Genomic DNA, 15,880 nt, shown 5'->3' with positions numbered 1-15,880 from the left:
TCGATTATACCCCAGACTGAAAAAAATCAAAACAAAAACAACAGTACACTTATTTTGCAAAATTCCTCTTTCCTGAATCAGCCATAGAATTATGGTGAAGTGGGTATGGTATTTCTTTTTATAACTTCACCCAATCTTTCTCTAAATATAAAGAATCTGAAATAAAGGAAATAATTTTGAAAAAACAAACATTCCAGATAAAAAAAACGCGCCTTTCGGCGCGTTAATCTGGCGGAGTGGACGGGGCTCGAACCCGCGACCCCCGGCGTGACAGGCCGGTATTCTGACCAACTGAACTACCACTCCATTTCTTGGTGGGTGCTGTAGGGATCGAACCTACGACCCTCGCCTTGTAAGGGCGATGCTCTCCCAGCTGAGCTAAGCACCCAGAAACCTTATGCTTCTTGAACTGCCTCTTTCAAGTTTTTACCCGCTTTAAACTTGGCTACTCGTGACGCTTTAATTTGAATAACTTTGCCAGTCTGTGGGTTTCTACCTGTACGTGCTGAACGATTGCCTGTTGAAAAAGAACCGAAACCAGGTATTACTACTTGATCACCACTTCTTAAAGCATCAGTAATAGTACTAGTAAAAGTCTCGAGAACTCTGCTTGCGTCAGCTTTTGTCAAACCCGAACCACTTGCTATAGCATCAACTAATTCGCTCTTATTCATTGCTTCCCCTATACAGTTAATCTTCCATACTTCTAAGTTAATTTATTTGAACTCACCAAATTAACCGGTCAAGTAGTTACTTCCTTGCAATGCCCGCTAGTGGCGGGCTACGAAACGAAATATACATCTAATTAATGGGTATGTAAATCATTATTTTTAATTTTTTTTGATTTTTTACCTACTAAAGCCTCAGGCTGTACATTTTTTGGCTTTTCTACCCAAGGAGTGCGTTGTAAAGCCAGCTCTAACACCTGTTCTATGGTCTTAACAGGATGAATTGATAGCTTACGTAAAACATTATCTGGAATCTCTTCCAGGTCTTTTACATTTTCCTCAGGAATAATGACATGTTTAATTCCGCCTCGATGAGCAGCCAATAACTTCTCTTTAAGACCTCCAATTGGCAATACCTGCCCTCTCAGCGTTATTTCTCCCGTCATTGCTACATCCGCTTTAACAGGAATCTGTGTTACTACAGAAACTAACACCGTACACATACCTATACCCGCACTAGGACCATCTTTGGGTGTAGCACCTTCAGGGACATGGACATGGAAGTCATTCTTATCATAAAAATCATCAGCTAAGCCAAATTTTTTAGCTCGACTCCGTACAACAGTCATCGCTGCATGGATGGATTCCTGCATGACCTCACCTAATTGACCGGTATGCGTCACTTTTCCTTTGCCAGGCATCATTGAAGCTTCTATCGTTAGCAACTCACCTCCGACACTCGTCCATGCCAAACCTGTAACCTGTCCAACTTGATCAAACTCTTCGGCTAAACCATATCTGAATTTTTTCACACCTAAATATTTTTCAATATTACTGGTGGTTACAGTCATTTTTTTAACTTTTTTATTAGATAAAATTTCTTTCACGACCTTTCTACAAACACTAGCAATATCTCGTTCTAAATTACGAACGCCTGCCTCACGTGTATAGTGACGAATAACCTCGCGAATCGCTCCTTCACTAATATGTATTTCCTGGTTACTTAAACCATTCAAGGCGACTTGTTTCGGAACAAGATATTTTTCGGCAATACTTACTTTTTCATCTTCTGTGTATCCTGCAAGTCGAATCACTTCCATTCTATCTAATAATGGAGCAGGAATTTCAAGCGAGTTTGCTGTTGCAATGAACATGACGTCGCTTAAATCATAATCTACTTCGAGATAATGATCGTTAAACGTATGGTTTTGCTCTGGATCTAATACCTCAAGCAAAGCTGCAGCTGGATCACCACGGAAATCCATCGCCATCTTATCCACCTCATCCAACATAATGAGTGGATTCTTTACTCCAGCCTTACACAATTTCTGAATAATTTTTCCTGGCATTGATCCAATATAAGTTCTTCGATGACCACGAATCTCTGCTTCATCTCTAACACCACCCAAAGCGATGCGAATAAACGTACGACCTGTAGCATTCGCAATAGATTGTCCTAATGACGTTTTACCTACTCCTGGAGGTCCAACAAGACAAAGTATAGGACCTTTTAAACGTTTCACACGTTGCTGAACAGCCAAGTATTCAATGATGCGTTCTTTAACTAGCTCTAGGCCATAATGTTCTTTATCTAATAATTTTTCTGCCTTAGGCAAATCAAATTGAATTTTAGTTCTCTTCTTCCAGGGTACTGAAAGCATCCAATCAAGATAATTGCGGATAACAGTCGCTTCAGCAGACATTGGCGACATCATTTTCAACTTATGAAGTTCTGCTAGCGATTTTTCTTTTGCTTCCTTGGGCATACCGGCTTTATTAATAGAATTTTCTAATTGTTCAATTTCATTCCCTTCTTCGCCCAATTCACCTAATTCTTTTTGAATCGCTTTCATTTGTTCATTGAGATAATATTCTCGCTGACTTTTCTCCATTTGTCGCTTAACCCGCCCTCTCACGCGCTTTTCGACGTGCAGCAAGTCAATTTCGTTTTCTATAGCCGACATTAAACGCTCAAGACGAGTACCAACATCCATTGTTTCCAATAATTCTTGTTTATCGTCAACTTTCAAGGTTAAATGAGCAGCAATGGTGTCTGCTAACCGTCCAGGTTCTTCTATACCAGCAAGAGGAGATAAAACCTCAGGTGGAATTTTTTTGTTTAGTTTAATGTATTGCTCAAATTGCGACATCAAGGAGCGCATTAAAATACCAATATCCGGTTCCTGAACTGCGGCATTTTTATCCTCCAGCAATTCAAGATCAGCTTCTAGATATCCTTTAGTCTGATTATATTCTTTCGCTTTGGCACGTTTCTCACCTTCAACCAATACTTTCACTGTTCCATCAGGTAGTTTTAACAACTGAAGAACACTGGATAATGTGCCTACATGAAAAATATCTTCAGCGCCAGGATCATCATTTGATGATTTTTTCTGTGCTACTAAAAAGATTTGCTTACTATCAACCATAGCCGCTTCCAGGGCTTTAATTGATTTTCCTCGACCAACAAATAGAGGAATAACCATATGAGGGTAGACCACTACGTCTCTTAATGGTAATACAGGTATGCTAGACAGTTTTTCTGTCTCATTCGAAGTCTCTTTAATTTCAGTGGACATAATGAACCCTTATTCAATCGGAAAACTTTAATATTTATTTGACAGCTAATTATAATTTAAAAGGAAGGGAGAGTTATTGCAAGAAATCAAAGCGTTATAATTAAGAAAGTTCTTTAAAGAACTTCTCTCCCCTATTAAGTATAGGAGAGAGATAGAGGAAAATCCTACTCTTGGCCACCTGCCGCACTCTTCATCCCATCTTGTTCATAAATAAGGATGGGTTTAGATGAGCTAGTCACCGCACTTTCATCAACCACAACCTTAATTACTCCTTCAAGAGAAGGTAATTCATACATGGTGTCTAAAAGAATATTTTCAAGTATGGCACGTAAACCTCGTGCACCCATTTTTCTTTCCAGGGCTTTTTTAGCAATAGCGTTCAATGCTTCTTCTCTAAATTCAAGTTCCACTTCTTCCATTTTGAATAAAGACTGGAATTGCTTAGTTAAAGCATTCTTAGGATTAGTTAAAATATCAATAAGAGCTGACTCATCCAACTCCTGTAACGTGGCAACTACAGGCAATCGGCCAACGAACTCTGGTATCAATCCATATTTAATCAAATCATCAGATTCCAATTGGTTCAATACCTTTGATAGTTCATCTTTGTTTTCCTTTTTGTTTTTTAGCTGAGCAGAAAATCCAATACCTGACTTATCACTACGTTCTCGTATCACCTTTTCCAATCCAGCAAACGCACCACCGCAAATAAATAAAATATTAGAAGTATCTACTTGTAAGAATTCTTGTTGTGGGTGCTTACGGCCACCTTGTGGTGGGACTGAAGCAATTGTGCCTTCAATCAATTTTAAAAGTGCTTGCTGAACTCCCTCACCAGAAACATCACGGGTAATTGAAGGATTATCCGATTTGCGTGATATCTTATCAATTTCATCAATGTACACGATACCATGTTGTGCTTTATCTACATCATAATCACACTTTTGTAGAAGCTTCTGGATAATATTCTCTACGTCTTCGCCTACATAACCTGCTTCAGTAAGTGTAGTTGCATCAGCCATTGCAAACGGAACATTCAAAATACGAGCTAATGTTTGCGCTAAAAGTGTTTTTCCACTGCCAGTTGGACCGATAAGTAAAATATTACTTTTGCCAAGTTCAACCCCGTCTTCACTTTTATGTTGTAATCGCTTGTAATGATTATATACAGCTACGGATAAGACTTTTTTTGCATGTGATTGCCCAATAACGTACTCATCTAAGAAGTTTGAAATTTCTTTAGGTGATGGCAAGCGTACTTCTGCTTCTTCATGAGATTCATGTGTTTCTTCACGAATAATATCGTTGCATAATTCAACACATTCATCACATACAAACACAGAAGGACCAGCAATCAATTTTTTTACTTCATGTTGGCTCTTTCCACAAAAAGAACAATACAAAACTTTATCGCCACTTCCGTTACCGGATTTACTCATAACCAAACCCCTTCTTACAACGATTATCGGAAAAATAGATAATATATGTAAAATATTAGTCAATCAGAAAAAGATATGCCACTGTTATTCACTGTAACTATTTTTTAAAAACAAAACGAAATACGAAGAAGTAATAATGAATCAATCTAAAAGGACCCCTAATCGCATTCCTAGCCTGGGTGCAGCGAAGCGGAACCCGCTAAATCTGAACCCTAACCCAGGTTCCGCTTCGCTACATCCGGGCCATGACACATTATAGTTCAGTATTTAAATTTAATGTAAATAATTACTCTGCTTTAGTTACTGACTCACGATCATAAAGTACTTGATCTACCAAACCATATTCAACAGCTTGTGTCGCACTCATAAAATTATCACGCTCTGTATCACGCATAATTTGGTCAGGAGTCTTTTTAGTGTGCTTTGCCATAATGGTATTTAATCGTTCTCTTACAGCTAAAGTTTCACGAGCGTGAATTTCAATGTCAGTTGCCTGGCCTCGATAACCACCTAAAGGTTGATGAATCATTACTCGTGAGTTTGGTAAACAGAATCTCTTACCATCAGCGCCAGCACAAAGTAACAAGGCAGCAGCACTTGCTGCTTGCCCTATACACAAAGTACTTACATCAGGTTTAATAAACTGGATAGTATCGTAAATTGCTAAACCAGCAGTTACTACCCCTCCAGGTGAATTAATGTAGAGAGAAATATCTTTTTCAGGATTTTCAGACTCAAGAAACAACAATTGAGCAACCACTAAATTAGCCATATGATCTTCAACTTCACCCAATAGAAAGATAATACGTTCTTTCAATAATCTTGAGTAAATATCATATGAACGCTCACCACGTGAAGTTTGTTCAATAACCATTGGGACTAATCCACTGGCATTGCGAATTATGTTATCTGAATAGCCCGACATATAATTACTCTCCTTTTTTCTCAGTCGCTTCAGTTGCTTCGGTTTCTGGTTTAGGATTCATCACTGAATCATAATCCTTATTCTTATATTTAACTTTTGCATCCTCAGCAATTTTATCTGCAACCATCTCTTCCATAACAAGTGCTTCGATCTCAGCCATATGCTCTTTACTGCTTTGATACCAAGCACGTAACTCATCAGGATTTTCATAAGCACTGGCAAAGCGTTCAATCACTGCATTAACTTTATCTTTATCGGCTACGATTTGGTGTTTCTTAACATATTCTGAAAAGAGTAAACCAAGATGAACTCGACGTTTTGCTTGCTCGACAAACAGTTCACGAGGAAAATCAGGAATCTGTTCATTATCATGATGCTCATGTCCAAAAAGACGATGATACATATCATGTTTCAAATGTTCGATTTCTTTGTCAATTAAAGCCTTTGGTAATTCAATAGTATTAACTTCCATTAATTTATCAAACAATTTTTCCCTATTCATCATACTAACACGACGCTCTAATTCACGAGCCATATTTTCTTTAATATCTTTTTTCAGTGCATCTATGCCGCCTTCTTTGATATTAAATTTCTCTGCGAATTCATCATTGAGCTCAGGAAGTTTTCCTTCCATTACATTATGAATAGTAATTTTGAATACAGCCTCTTTACCAGCTAATTCTTTATGACCATAGTCTTCGGGGAACGTTACTTTGATATCAAATGGTTTTTCTTTCTTATTACCTACAATTCCATCTTCAAAGCCAGGAATCATTGAACCAGAACCAATAACTAATTCGTGGCCTTTGGCACTGCCACCATCAAAAAGTTTATCATCGAGAAAACCTTCGAAATCAATAAGCACTTTATCGCCTTTCTTGACAGCCCGAGATACATCATGCCATTCTTTATTTTGCTCACGAAGCTTTTCCAACATGCTTTCAACATCTTTATCGGTTACTTCAGAACGCGCTAATTCAACTACGGCTTGATTTAATTCAATGATCTCAAATACAGGCATTACTTCAAATATCGCAGAATATTTGAAGTCTTTACCTTTCTCAAGCTGCTCAGGCTCAACAGATGGATAGCCAGCTGGAACCAATTCATTTTTTTGTAATGCTTCAAATAGTGTGGATTGCACCATATCACGAGCGACTTCTTCACGAACACTGTGAGAATAACGACTGACTACAAAATGCATAGGTACTTTGCCAGGACGAAAGCCATCAACTTTAACTTTACGAGCAAGATTCTTGAGACGTAAGCTCACTTCTTCCTCAACTTTCTCCGCAGGTACAGAAACTGTTACCTTACGCTCCAAACCTTCTAGGGTCTCAACAGAAACTTGCATTAACTTCACCTCATTGGAATTTATAATGATAATGGTGCGAAAGGAGAGACTCGAACTCTCACGGGTCGCCCCGCTGGAACCTAAATCCAGTGCGTCTACCAATTCCGCCACTTTCGCAAATCAGGTTGGATTATCAATCAGTAATTCGGTCTTGTAAAGACTCAGATAAAATCTTTAGCGATAAACCATTTGTTTCTTTCTCAAATGGGGTGAACGATGGGACTCGAACCCACGACAACCGGGATCACAACCCGGGGCTCTACCAACTGAGCTACGCTCACCATATAAAATTTTTTTACCAGAAATTCTTATATGATAAATAAAATCTGGGCTGGCACGCCCGGCAGGATTCGAACCTGCTACCCTCGGCTTAGAAGGCCGATGCTCTATCCAGATGAGCTACGGGCGCAAATTTGGTCGGGGTGGAGGGATTCGAACCCCCGACATCCTGCTCCCAAAGCAGGCGCGCTACCAGACTGCGCTACACCCCGTATAACCCGTCCCAAGGACAGAGCGCAGATATTACTAGGTGCTTTCACAAAGGTCAATATCTTAAATCATTTATTTTTAATTAATTTTACTTTTTGACAATACACATTTATTTTGTTTGCACATCTAGATTATTTTTCAGCCATGTAGGCCGGCATGAATACAACCACTTAAGTTTACCCTACTCGTATCTTCATCACTTTTCAGCTAGCATTGATAATTATAATTAATCTTCCAATGTACTTATGAAATTTAAACTTCTTCCTATCTTCGACAATATAAACTATCTCCATAAAAATCATGAACACGTCGTATTGCCTGATCGGCGTTTCCAAAATGATTTTAATTACGCGTTGAATTTTTTAAAAAGCTACACTGGCAGCCAAGGAACATTTAATAGTTATCGCAGGGAAACCGAACGTTTGTTGCAATGGTCCTGGTTAATTAAAAACGCGACCTTAAATGAATTGAAACGTGACGATATAGAGCAATACATTCATTTTTGCCAAAACCCAGTCAAATCGTGGATAAGCTTAAAAAAGGTTCCTCGTTTTATTGAAAAAGACGGGCATCGCATTCCAAATGAAGAGTGGAGACCCTTCGTAGTGACACTAAGTAAATCCGCAATTAAAAATGGCCATAAACCTGAAATTGAGCAATTCAATTTATCTCAAGGCGCTATTCAGGAAATATTTGCTATTTTAAGTACATTATTTAATTTCTTAATTGCCGAGGAATACCTAGTTTCTAATCCTGTTGCCCTTATTCGCCAAAAAAGCAAATTTATTCGTAAGAGACAACATAATGCTCCCATACGCCGTCTTAGTTTGGTGCAATGGAGTGCCGTTTTGGACGCAGCTGAATCTCTCGCTGAAGAATCACCTATGAAACATGAACGTACTCGTTTCATGCTCAGCATGTTATTTGGTATGTATCTTCGTATCTCTGAACTAGCAGCAAGTGAGCGCTGGATCCCCAGCATGAATGATTTCTCAAAAGACAGCAACGGCCACTGGTGGTTTACAACTGTGGGCAAAGGAAATAAAGAACGACAAATCGCAGTGAGTGATGCGATGTTAGATAGCTTAATGCGATGGCGTTGTTTTCTGGGACTACCCCCTCTTCCTTCTCCAGCGGATAATAGCCCGCTTATTCCTAAAATTCGCGGCAATGGCCCCATGAGTGATACAGCACCGATACGTCGAATTATTCAACGCTGCTTTGACTTAGCTGGTGAGCAACTTCGAATAAAAGGTCATATAGAAGATGCAGACAATTTGACTGCTGCCACTGTCCACTGGCTCAGGCATACGGGAATTTCAGAAGATGTTAAAATTCGCCCGCGCGAGCATGTACGTGATGATGCCGGTCACAGCTCCAGTGCAACAACAGATCGCTATATTGACATTGAAAAACAAGCACGTCATCAATCCGCCAGGAAAAAAACTATAGAGCCCGAACCAAGTTAAATGGATTTATGTTAGAATTGAGTTAATATCGTAGTCTGGGCACCCATGCTACGTTTTTTTAATTTTTCTGCAACCAACTCTATTTATGGCTAAAGATTTATCATGCTTACTCTTCGTCAAATTACTCTAAGTCGCGGCAATAAAGTTTTACTGGACAAAGTCAATGTCACTTTATATGAAAAACAAAAAATAGGCCTTATTGGTCATAATGGGTGTGGAAAATCCACATTATTTGACTTTTTATTAGGAAAATTGACTCCCGATACAGGTGAGTTTTTAATTAATCCCCAACTTAGTATCAGCCATTTATCTCAGCAATTACCCGACAGCGATGAAAAAGCATTAGATTTTGTCTTAGGTGGCGATGATGGTTATATGAAATTGATCCAACGTTTACGAGAGGCAGAAATAACAGGTAACGATGCGGAAGTATTAGCTTGTCATGAAGAATTAAGCCATAGTGGTGGCTACAGTAAACCCGCTCAAGCCGCAACGATTATGTCTGGGCTTGGTTTTAGTGGTACGCAGCAACAGGCAGCAGTAAATAGCTTCTCTGGAGGCTGGCGAATGCGTTTAAGCCTTGCACGTTGCTTAATGAAACCGGCTGATTTGCTTTTACTGGATGAACCTACAAACCATCTAGATATGGAAGCAATTTTTTGGCTAGAGCGTTTTTTAAAACAAAGCCCCAGTACCATTATTCTTATTTCCCATGACCGAGAATTTCTTGATGCCTTTGTTACTCATATTTTACATATTGAAAAACAAAGTCTATCGCTTTATAGCGACAATTACAGCTGTTTTGAAAAAACACATGCACAACAACTGGCATTACAACAAGCCATGTATGAGAAACAACAAACTAAAATCAATCATATGATGTCATTTGTAAATCGCTTTAGAGCAAAAGCAACTAAGGCAAAACAAGCTCAAGGCCGTCTTAAAGCTATAGAAAGAATGGAAATTATCGCAGCAGCCCAAGTAGATTCTCCTTTTTCTTTCGAATTCTTTCCATGTCCTCGCGCAGGAAATCCATTGATACAATGCAATATGGTTGACGCAGGATATCAATCGGAAAAAGCGATATTAAAGAGAATCAATCTTTCACTCAATCCAGGTGACAGAATCGCTTTACTTGGCCCAAATGGCGAAGGAAAATCTACATTAATCAAGACGTTAACCGGTTCTTTAACTCCTTTGAATGGCACAATTCATCGTTCAGCTCATTTAAAGATTGGCTATTATGCACAACACCAACTAGAACAGCTTGATTGTAATTTAAGTCCAATAGAAACAATCCAAGCTCTATCACCAGAAGCACGGGAGCAGAGCATTCGTGATTTTTTAGGCGGCTTCAATTTTATTGGTGATATGGCTGTTCAACCTATCACTCATTTTTCCGGCGGTGAAAAAGCACGCTTGGCTTTAGCCAAACTTGTTTGGCTCAAACCCAATCTACTTCTGCTTGATGAGCCGACAAACCATTTGGATCTTGGGATGCGCTCTGCAATCGAGCTTGCATTGCAAAGCTATGAAGGTGCAATAATTTTGATTTCCCATGATCGTCATATGCTCAAAACCAGTGTTGATAATTTCTATCTTGTCTATCAACAAAAAGTTCAACCTTTTGAAGGTGACTTAGACGATTATTATTCTTGGCTGCAAACTAAAGATTCAATTAAGGAAAATACAATAACTGCTTCTACAAATGATTATAAAGAAAAGAAAACCCTACAAAATCGTCTGAAAAAATTGGAGCAATTGATTGAACAATATCAGAGTGAAATTACCAAGTTGGATAACCAACTTGGTAATGCCAGTCTTTATGAAGACAATACACAACAAAATACACTCAATCAATTGTTACAAAAACGTACCACTGCTCACTCTTCATTAAATCAGGCTGAAGAAGAATGGCTAGAAATTAGTAGTAGCCTGGATGATTTAGTGTAGCGTTAGAAGCAGTTAGTAGTATCAAGGAATTAGTTTAGAGCATTCTGAATAATACGTCATCCCGAACGTCAGTGAGTGATCTCGAATGTGTGGTTTGCTCATTTACAAAATGGGAGGGCTAACGTTGTTGCTTATGAGGCTCAATAAATCTGTTTTTCATATATTTGTTCTATTTCGAGGTCACTCCCTGCTTAAAGTCTACTATTCACAGGAATCAGACTTTTTAAATGCTATTTGCTGAGTAAGCCCCCTCTCCTAATACACTTTGTCTGATTTTATTAACTCTAAAGATCATTGCTTTTTATGAAAACTCATTTTAAATAAATTCAACCTAATGATTGTTTCTGAACACTATATTCAATTAAGAGTCATTATGCGTTATTATTAGCGCATATTGATTATAGATAAACCAATCAAAGAGAGTTGTATGAACAAAATCTTAAATTTAAAACAATCTTCACAAACTTTGATAGGTGATTGTTATGGCTATAGCTTATTTTGGGCTAAAGGAAAATTAGTGCTCCCTAAAGATGCTGAGAAAAGCAAAAGGGAAATTCCACTAACTTTGGATATTGATAATGCTCAATGGTCCCAATTTATACCAAATAAAAAAAGTGCATGGACCATTGATATTTATATGGATTGGAGAAAAGAACAAATACAAAAAGATATACAGGAAATGCTTATTCAAGATAATGATACGGTTATCTTGAAATATTTTGGTCTTATTGGGGGGCATGCACTTGCAATTAAAAAAATTGCTGATGATCGCTATCAATATTTCGATTGTAATGATGGTATTTACGAATTTAGTACTGATGAATTTTCGAAAATTATCAATAAAATTACTAGTGGGCTTTACGGCAAAACATTTTACGCATTCGGAATGGAAAAAATTTCAACTTCGGTTGATTTTGATCCGAACATTATAAAAAATATTTTTGCAGCTACCGTACTTATTTGTGCAAAAATTCTTACCTCTCCAATCGGAATAGGCAGATTGGCTTTTACATTATTTGAAATCATCTCTGAGCAATGTAATCAACTAATCAAAAACTTGTCAGATTTTCTTTTAATTAATCCTATTAACGATAGTCAAAATACTCTTTGTCAATAGATTTCGAAAGCACCGTCAACTTAATTACTCTGTAAACGTTCAAAAACAATAAACAGGTAATTTTTTATAATGAATTAAATTATCACAGTAATTTACTTGTACTAAATAAATGAAGACAGCGTACACAAGCTAAGTTAAAAGTGTTTCGATATCCAAAATTCTTTGTAATAAAACACGGATCTGAGTCTACCTTTCTTTAGTAAGATAGGATAAGACGTGCAAATCACGCTAACTGATGGTAATTCTGTATAGAATTTACTTGTTAAGAACAGGATGGCTAATTTAACAGTCAATATAATTTAAGAATGAACCAAAATAAGTGAATTCTTATTAACTGATCGCATAATTAGTCATTGATTATAACAACTTTTAAAGTTGTCGTGACCTTCAATAATCAAATCAATTAGACCACATCAAAGTTTGATGAGTGTACCGATGCAATGATTTGCTTAATCTCATCTTGTGATTTTTCAATGACCTTTGGTAATTCATTTGCAGGTGACATTTAGTAACCATGCTCCACTTGGGAGCAGTAAGGTTAACTAGCAGTCGTAATAAGGGTGCGACAAGCAACGGAATTAAAAGATACTATAAGCATACAACCTATTAAAAATTAATATTTTCATTTTTCCATCTTATTATTCGCAAGTGTTTTCAAAGAGCATTTTATTGATTTAAATTTGCATTTAATGGATTAATAGAGAACTAAATTTAACGTTAGAGTATCTTTTAATTCCGTTGCTTGTCGCACCCCTAATAAAACCAATAGGTTAATTGAGAAAAATAATCATCCACTCTTGTTTACTGTAAAGCCACTGTAATTGAACTGATCAGTTAGAAAATCTTGTTAGGCGAACCTTGAGTTGGTTCTTGTTCAACATATTCTGAATTTATATGACCTTTATGAGTATCCATTAATTCTTCTTTTTTTTTGAGTTCACCTTCAGGCTTTTTTGCAGGAAAAAATTTAAATTTTTCTTCTGGTGAAGAGAGTGTCGCGATGAGATTATGGGAGGATTCTGACGGTTTTAGATCAGAGGAATGATTTTCAACCTCTTCCATATCTGTAAAATCTGTAGTGATACCTTGTACATGAAGACTCTTATGAATTCCCATTAGTCCTCCATCTTTTGGGCGTTCACTTTTAGGTTTTTCTGCGCGAAGGAGTTTAAATTTTTCTGCTTCAGGAGATGGAGTTATGGAAGTAGCCGAATTGAATCCTGAAGGCGTTGGTTCCGAGAAATGTTTTTTTTCTAGAATTAGCTTATCAAGTTTTTCAATACTGCTATGTTTAGATACATATAGTTTTCTCATCTCGCTAAAAAGTTTTTCTTTTTTAGCAGATGGCACATCTGGCGGATTCATCGGCATCATACCGGGCTCGTAATGGTTAATGCATTTTATAGCAGATATGTCAAAACCATATTTTTTAGCTTCGGTATAGCTGGTAATCCCTTTTGAGGCTCCAGTGGCGCTTATATCCATTCCTTTTTCAGTCATTTTTTCTATCGTCACTGCCACCATAGTTTTGACAGTTTGCCTGTAGTGTTTATCTGCCCCAGGCCTTATTCCGCCAATAGAGGGATAGTCTACCACTAACGGATCAATCTCTTGACTATTTCTATCTATAGGGCCTCTATACTGCTTCAAATTTAAGGTGACGTTGCTTGGAATCAAATCTTGATGTTTTAAAAAATAGGCGTGTAATTGAGTTAAAATATCTTCTCTATCGTCGAAAAAATTAAAATTAATCGGTTCATCAGGATGTTCTAAAGATACTTTATGCATTTGAGCATAAAGGACGGTCAGCTTACTTTCATCATGAACCCAGTTATAAAGAGATTTAAATTTCTTAGGACTGAGTTCTTTGTAATCTTTATTATTTTTAGCCAGATATTTTAATGTCTGATTAAAACAAGTTCCGTCAGGCAGATTGTTATAGATATCACCTAGTAGAAAATTATCAAGAACTCCTCCTAACGCCACAGCAATCTGTTCTAATGCTGGATAACAAGAACCTCTCTCATCTGCTAAAGAGTTAGCAAGATCATCTCGTGGAGCTTGACGATTAGAGCCTATGTAAATAATTTTTTGATTACTTGTGGACTTAATATTATCGAAGAGGATTTTATTGGCGACAATAATATCTTTGACTTTACTTGATAAAAAAAGATAATTGGCTGTACATCCATCAAAATCAAAAGAATACACATCATAAGACACAGCATTTACCTCAAAAAGCGGAACGATAGTTAACAGCTCAAGCAATTATTTCTGCTACAGCATCTAATCATATTATTAAATACATTAAAAGTTGATTTTTGAAATAAATTTGAAACTGTTGATTTTCGATTGCATTGCTTCTTCTGACTGATAGCATAAAAATATTGATTTTTGATTTTCCCCAGTACCAATTCGTTCTATCAATCGCTAGATAAACAGGCTGGGTTTCGGAAAAAATAGATGCTTGCCCTGAATTCAATACTCTATTCCTGCATAGGTTGGTAGGTATATTGCAACTTTTACTCTGTTTGCTTAATCATACCTTAATAAAACAAATGATATTCTCTAGCATACACCGCACCAACTCCAGTCTGGCGCACAGCTCTAATGTTTATTCGCAGGAGAATACCATGCAAAGCAATTTAGAAATTAATACCCGTTATTCTGCTTGGAAAGAAAAATATGTCAAATATCTTGAAGAAAATAATTCAGGACGACATGGCTATCAACATAATTTTTATGCAAACTTACTTATTGAAAATTTTGAGAACATTTTTCCCGATTACTTATCCATTAAAGTAAATGAACAATTTACAGATCTTGTTAATAAATATTCTTTTGAGCTGAGAGTAGCTTATGGTTATGAATGGGACAAGTCAAAAGTAGAAGCCTCAAATCATCCCAAGTTTTTGGAGTTTTTAGATGAGCTTAAAAAAAATGGATTTTTATTTCAACCAGAAATAAAAAAACTGGCTCCTCATCTTGCTCAAGTAAGCAGAACGTCTCGTGATAGTTTTTTTGGAAAACTACCTCAAGACTATCTCGATACTTTGGCAAATTTTCTTGAACCGCAACTTTCTTTTCATGACTCAGCTACGAAAATGAAGGAGGAATTGCACATAGCGCATGCTTTTTATGATACGATTCGCCTTTTTTCATATGAAGAAGATGATATAGCCTTTTCGCAAAGCACCGGTACACACGTCGTCCTAACCACTTATGATTCTTTTAAGAATTGGTTTTCCGAACTTCCCCTGAGAGAAAACATTCCGCTTAATCCTGACTATGGAATGTATAAAGTCAATGAAAACACCCTGGCTATAAATAGTGGGCCAAAAACTCCTGGAATCCAAATTCAAAAAATGGGAGATACTTTTATAGTCTGTAATAACTTAACTGCAGATAATGCAACCAGCAAGATGCCACCTGACGAGTTAAAGTTAGCAAGAAAAAGCCATCTTGTAACGCTATTAACCGCGCTAAAACAGACCTTACAAGCAGAGCCTAAGAAGGTTCAAACAGAAATTAAACAACAAGAACAAGAGTCAGTACCAAAAACCGAAGAAATTTGTTCAATACAATAAACTCTGCTAAAAAAGCCCTCATTTGAGACGCAAAAATTTGTTGTGCATCCTGGCATAAAATCAAATTTTTTGCGTCTATGGCTTCGAAAGTTGCCAGGCAACTGTTACTCTTTTTATAGAAGACTTTGCACAAATATGATTCACTTTAAAAGACCACTTCTTATTGTAAAAAGAAAAATCATCTTATAATCTTTATACATAATTTAGAACTCTTATCTATCTCAAATAATTTATTTGGTAAATTAAAGTTAAACCTTTAACACTCCTCAGCTGAATTAAAATGTGCAGCCCATTTTAGGG

The 15,880-nt window shown here is 37.1% G+C and carries 10 protein-coding genes and 6 tRNA genes; 4 read left to right on the top strand and 12 right to left on the bottom strand.

The window, feature by feature from the left end:
* Window positions 1-229: 229 nt before the first annotated feature.
* From DGG96_RS10810 to DGG96_RS10760, 11 genes are all read right to left on the bottom strand, one after another.
* A tRNA-Asp gene (locus DGG96_RS10810) sits at window positions 230-306 on the bottom strand.
* Between the two features lie 6 nt (window positions 307-312).
* A tRNA-Val gene (locus DGG96_RS10805) sits at window positions 313-388 on the bottom strand.
* A gap of 7 nt (window positions 389-395) precedes the next feature.
* A complete protein-coding gene (locus tag DGG96_RS10800) occupies window positions 396-674 on the bottom strand; it encodes an HU family DNA-binding protein (protein ID WP_003631985.1) in 279 nt (92 codons plus the stop codon).
* Window positions 675-805: 131 nt separating this feature from the next.
* On the bottom strand, window positions 806-3,247 hold the full coding sequence (gene lon, locus DGG96_RS10795; RefSeq protein WP_110142673.1) for an endopeptidase La: 2,442 nt from the start codon (window positions 3,245-3,247) through the stop codon (window positions 806-808).
* 164 nt (window positions 3,248-3,411) lie between these two features.
* Window positions 3,412-4,686, bottom strand: a complete 1,275-nt coding sequence (gene clpX, locus DGG96_RS10790) for an ATP-dependent Clp protease ATP-binding subunit ClpX (protein WP_110142672.1) — start codon at window positions 4,684-4,686, stop codon at window positions 3,412-3,414.
* A gap of 286 nt (window positions 4,687-4,972) precedes the next feature.
* On the bottom strand, window positions 4,973-5,611 hold the full coding sequence (clpP, locus tag DGG96_RS10785; RefSeq protein ID WP_110142671.1) for an ATP-dependent Clp endopeptidase proteolytic subunit ClpP: 639 nt from the start codon (window positions 5,609-5,611) through the stop codon (window positions 4,973-4,975).
* Window positions 5,612-5,615: 4 nt separating this feature from the next.
* Window positions 5,616-6,965, bottom strand: a complete 1,350-nt coding sequence (gene tig, locus DGG96_RS10780) for a trigger factor (protein ID WP_110142670.1) — start codon at window positions 6,963-6,965, stop codon at window positions 5,616-5,618.
* Between the two features lie 32 nt (window positions 6,966-6,997).
* Window positions 6,998-7,082, bottom strand: a tRNA-Leu gene (locus DGG96_RS10775).
* Window positions 7,083-7,170: 88 nt separating this feature from the next.
* A tRNA-His gene (locus tag DGG96_RS10770) sits at window positions 7,171-7,246 on the bottom strand.
* 51 nt (window positions 7,247-7,297) lie between these two features.
* Window positions 7,298-7,374: transfer RNA gene (locus tag DGG96_RS10765), tRNA-Arg, on the bottom strand.
* Between the two features lie 5 nt (window positions 7,375-7,379).
* Window positions 7,380-7,456, bottom strand: a tRNA-Pro gene (locus tag DGG96_RS10760).
* Between the two features lie 243 nt (window positions 7,457-7,699).
* Between DGG96_RS10760 and DGG96_RS10755 the strand changes: the two genes are divergently transcribed.
* The 3 genes from DGG96_RS10755 (at window position 7,700) to DGG96_RS10745 (ending at window position 11,993) form a co-directional block, all read left to right on the top strand.
* Window positions 7,700-8,923, top strand: a complete 1,224-nt coding sequence (locus DGG96_RS10755; RefSeq protein WP_110142669.1) for a tyrosine-type recombinase/integrase — start codon at window positions 7,700-7,702, stop codon at window positions 8,921-8,923.
* 102 nt (window positions 8,924-9,025) lie between these two features.
* The gene (locus tag DGG96_RS10750) at window positions 9,026-10,876 is read left to right on the top strand and encodes an ABC-F family ATP-binding cassette domain-containing protein (protein ID WP_110142668.1); all 1,851 of its coding nucleotides are present in this window, start codon (window positions 9,026-9,028) and stop codon (window positions 10,874-10,876) included.
* Window positions 10,877-11,303: 427 nt separating this feature from the next.
* A complete protein-coding gene (locus DGG96_RS10745) occupies window positions 11,304-11,993 on the top strand; it encodes a hypothetical protein (protein ID WP_110142667.1) in 690 nt (229 codons plus the stop codon).
* 834 nt (window positions 11,994-12,827) lie between these two features.
* Here the strand turns inward: DGG96_RS10745 and DGG96_RS10740 are convergent.
* Window positions 12,828-14,261: a hypothetical protein gene (locus DGG96_RS10740; RefSeq protein WP_110142666.1), complete on the bottom strand. Its 1,434-nt coding sequence runs from the start codon at window positions 14,259-14,261 to the stop codon at window positions 12,828-12,830.
* A 365-nt stretch (window positions 14,262-14,626) separates the two neighbouring features.
* Between DGG96_RS10740 and DGG96_RS10730 the strand changes: the two genes are divergently transcribed.
* Complete coding sequence (locus tag DGG96_RS10730; RefSeq protein WP_110142664.1) at window positions 14,627-15,580, top strand: hypothetical protein; 954 nt, start codon at window positions 14,627-14,629, stop codon at window positions 15,578-15,580.
* Window positions 15,581-15,880: the final 300 nt, after the last annotated feature.

The sequence above is a fragment of the Legionella qingyii genome, assembly GCF_003184185.1.
The sequence above is the reverse complement of the archived record's forward strand: the minus strand, read 5'-3'. Positions and strand labels throughout refer to the sequence as shown.

Bases quoted from the DNA above. Each gene is read 5' to 3' on its own strand.
- DGG96_RS10730 (WP_110142664.1), top strand. From the start codon at position 14,627: ATGCAAAGCAATTTAGAAATTAATACCCGTTATTCTGCTTGGAAAGAA.
- DGG96_RS10750 (WP_110142668.1), top strand. From the start codon at position 9,026: ATGCTTACTCTTCGTCAAATTACTCTAAGTCGCGGCAATAAAGTTTTA.
- DGG96_RS10745 (WP_110142667.1), top strand. From the start codon at position 11,304: ATGAACAAAATCTTAAATTTAAAACAATCTTCACAAACTTTGATAGGT.
- DGG96_RS10800 (WP_003631985.1), bottom strand. From the start codon at position 674: ATGAATAAGAGCGAATTAGTTGATGCTATAGCAAGTGGTTCGGGTTTG.
- DGG96_RS10755 (WP_110142669.1), top strand. From the start codon at position 7,700: ATGAAATTTAAACTTCTTCCTATCTTCGACAATATAAACTATCTCCAT.
- clpP (WP_110142671.1), bottom strand. From the start codon at position 5,611: ATGTCGGGCTATTCAGATAACATAATTCGCAATGCCAGTGGATTAGTC.
- tig (WP_110142670.1), bottom strand. From the start codon at position 6,965: ATGCAAGTTTCTGTTGAGACCCTAGAAGGTTTGGAGCGTAAGGTAACA.
- lon (WP_110142673.1), bottom strand. From the start codon at position 3,247: ATGTCCACTGAAATTAAAGAGACTTCGAATGAGACAGAAAAACTGTCT.
- clpX (WP_110142672.1), bottom strand. From the start codon at position 4,686: ATGAGTAAATCCGGTAACGGAAGTGGCGATAAAGTTTTGTATTGTTCT.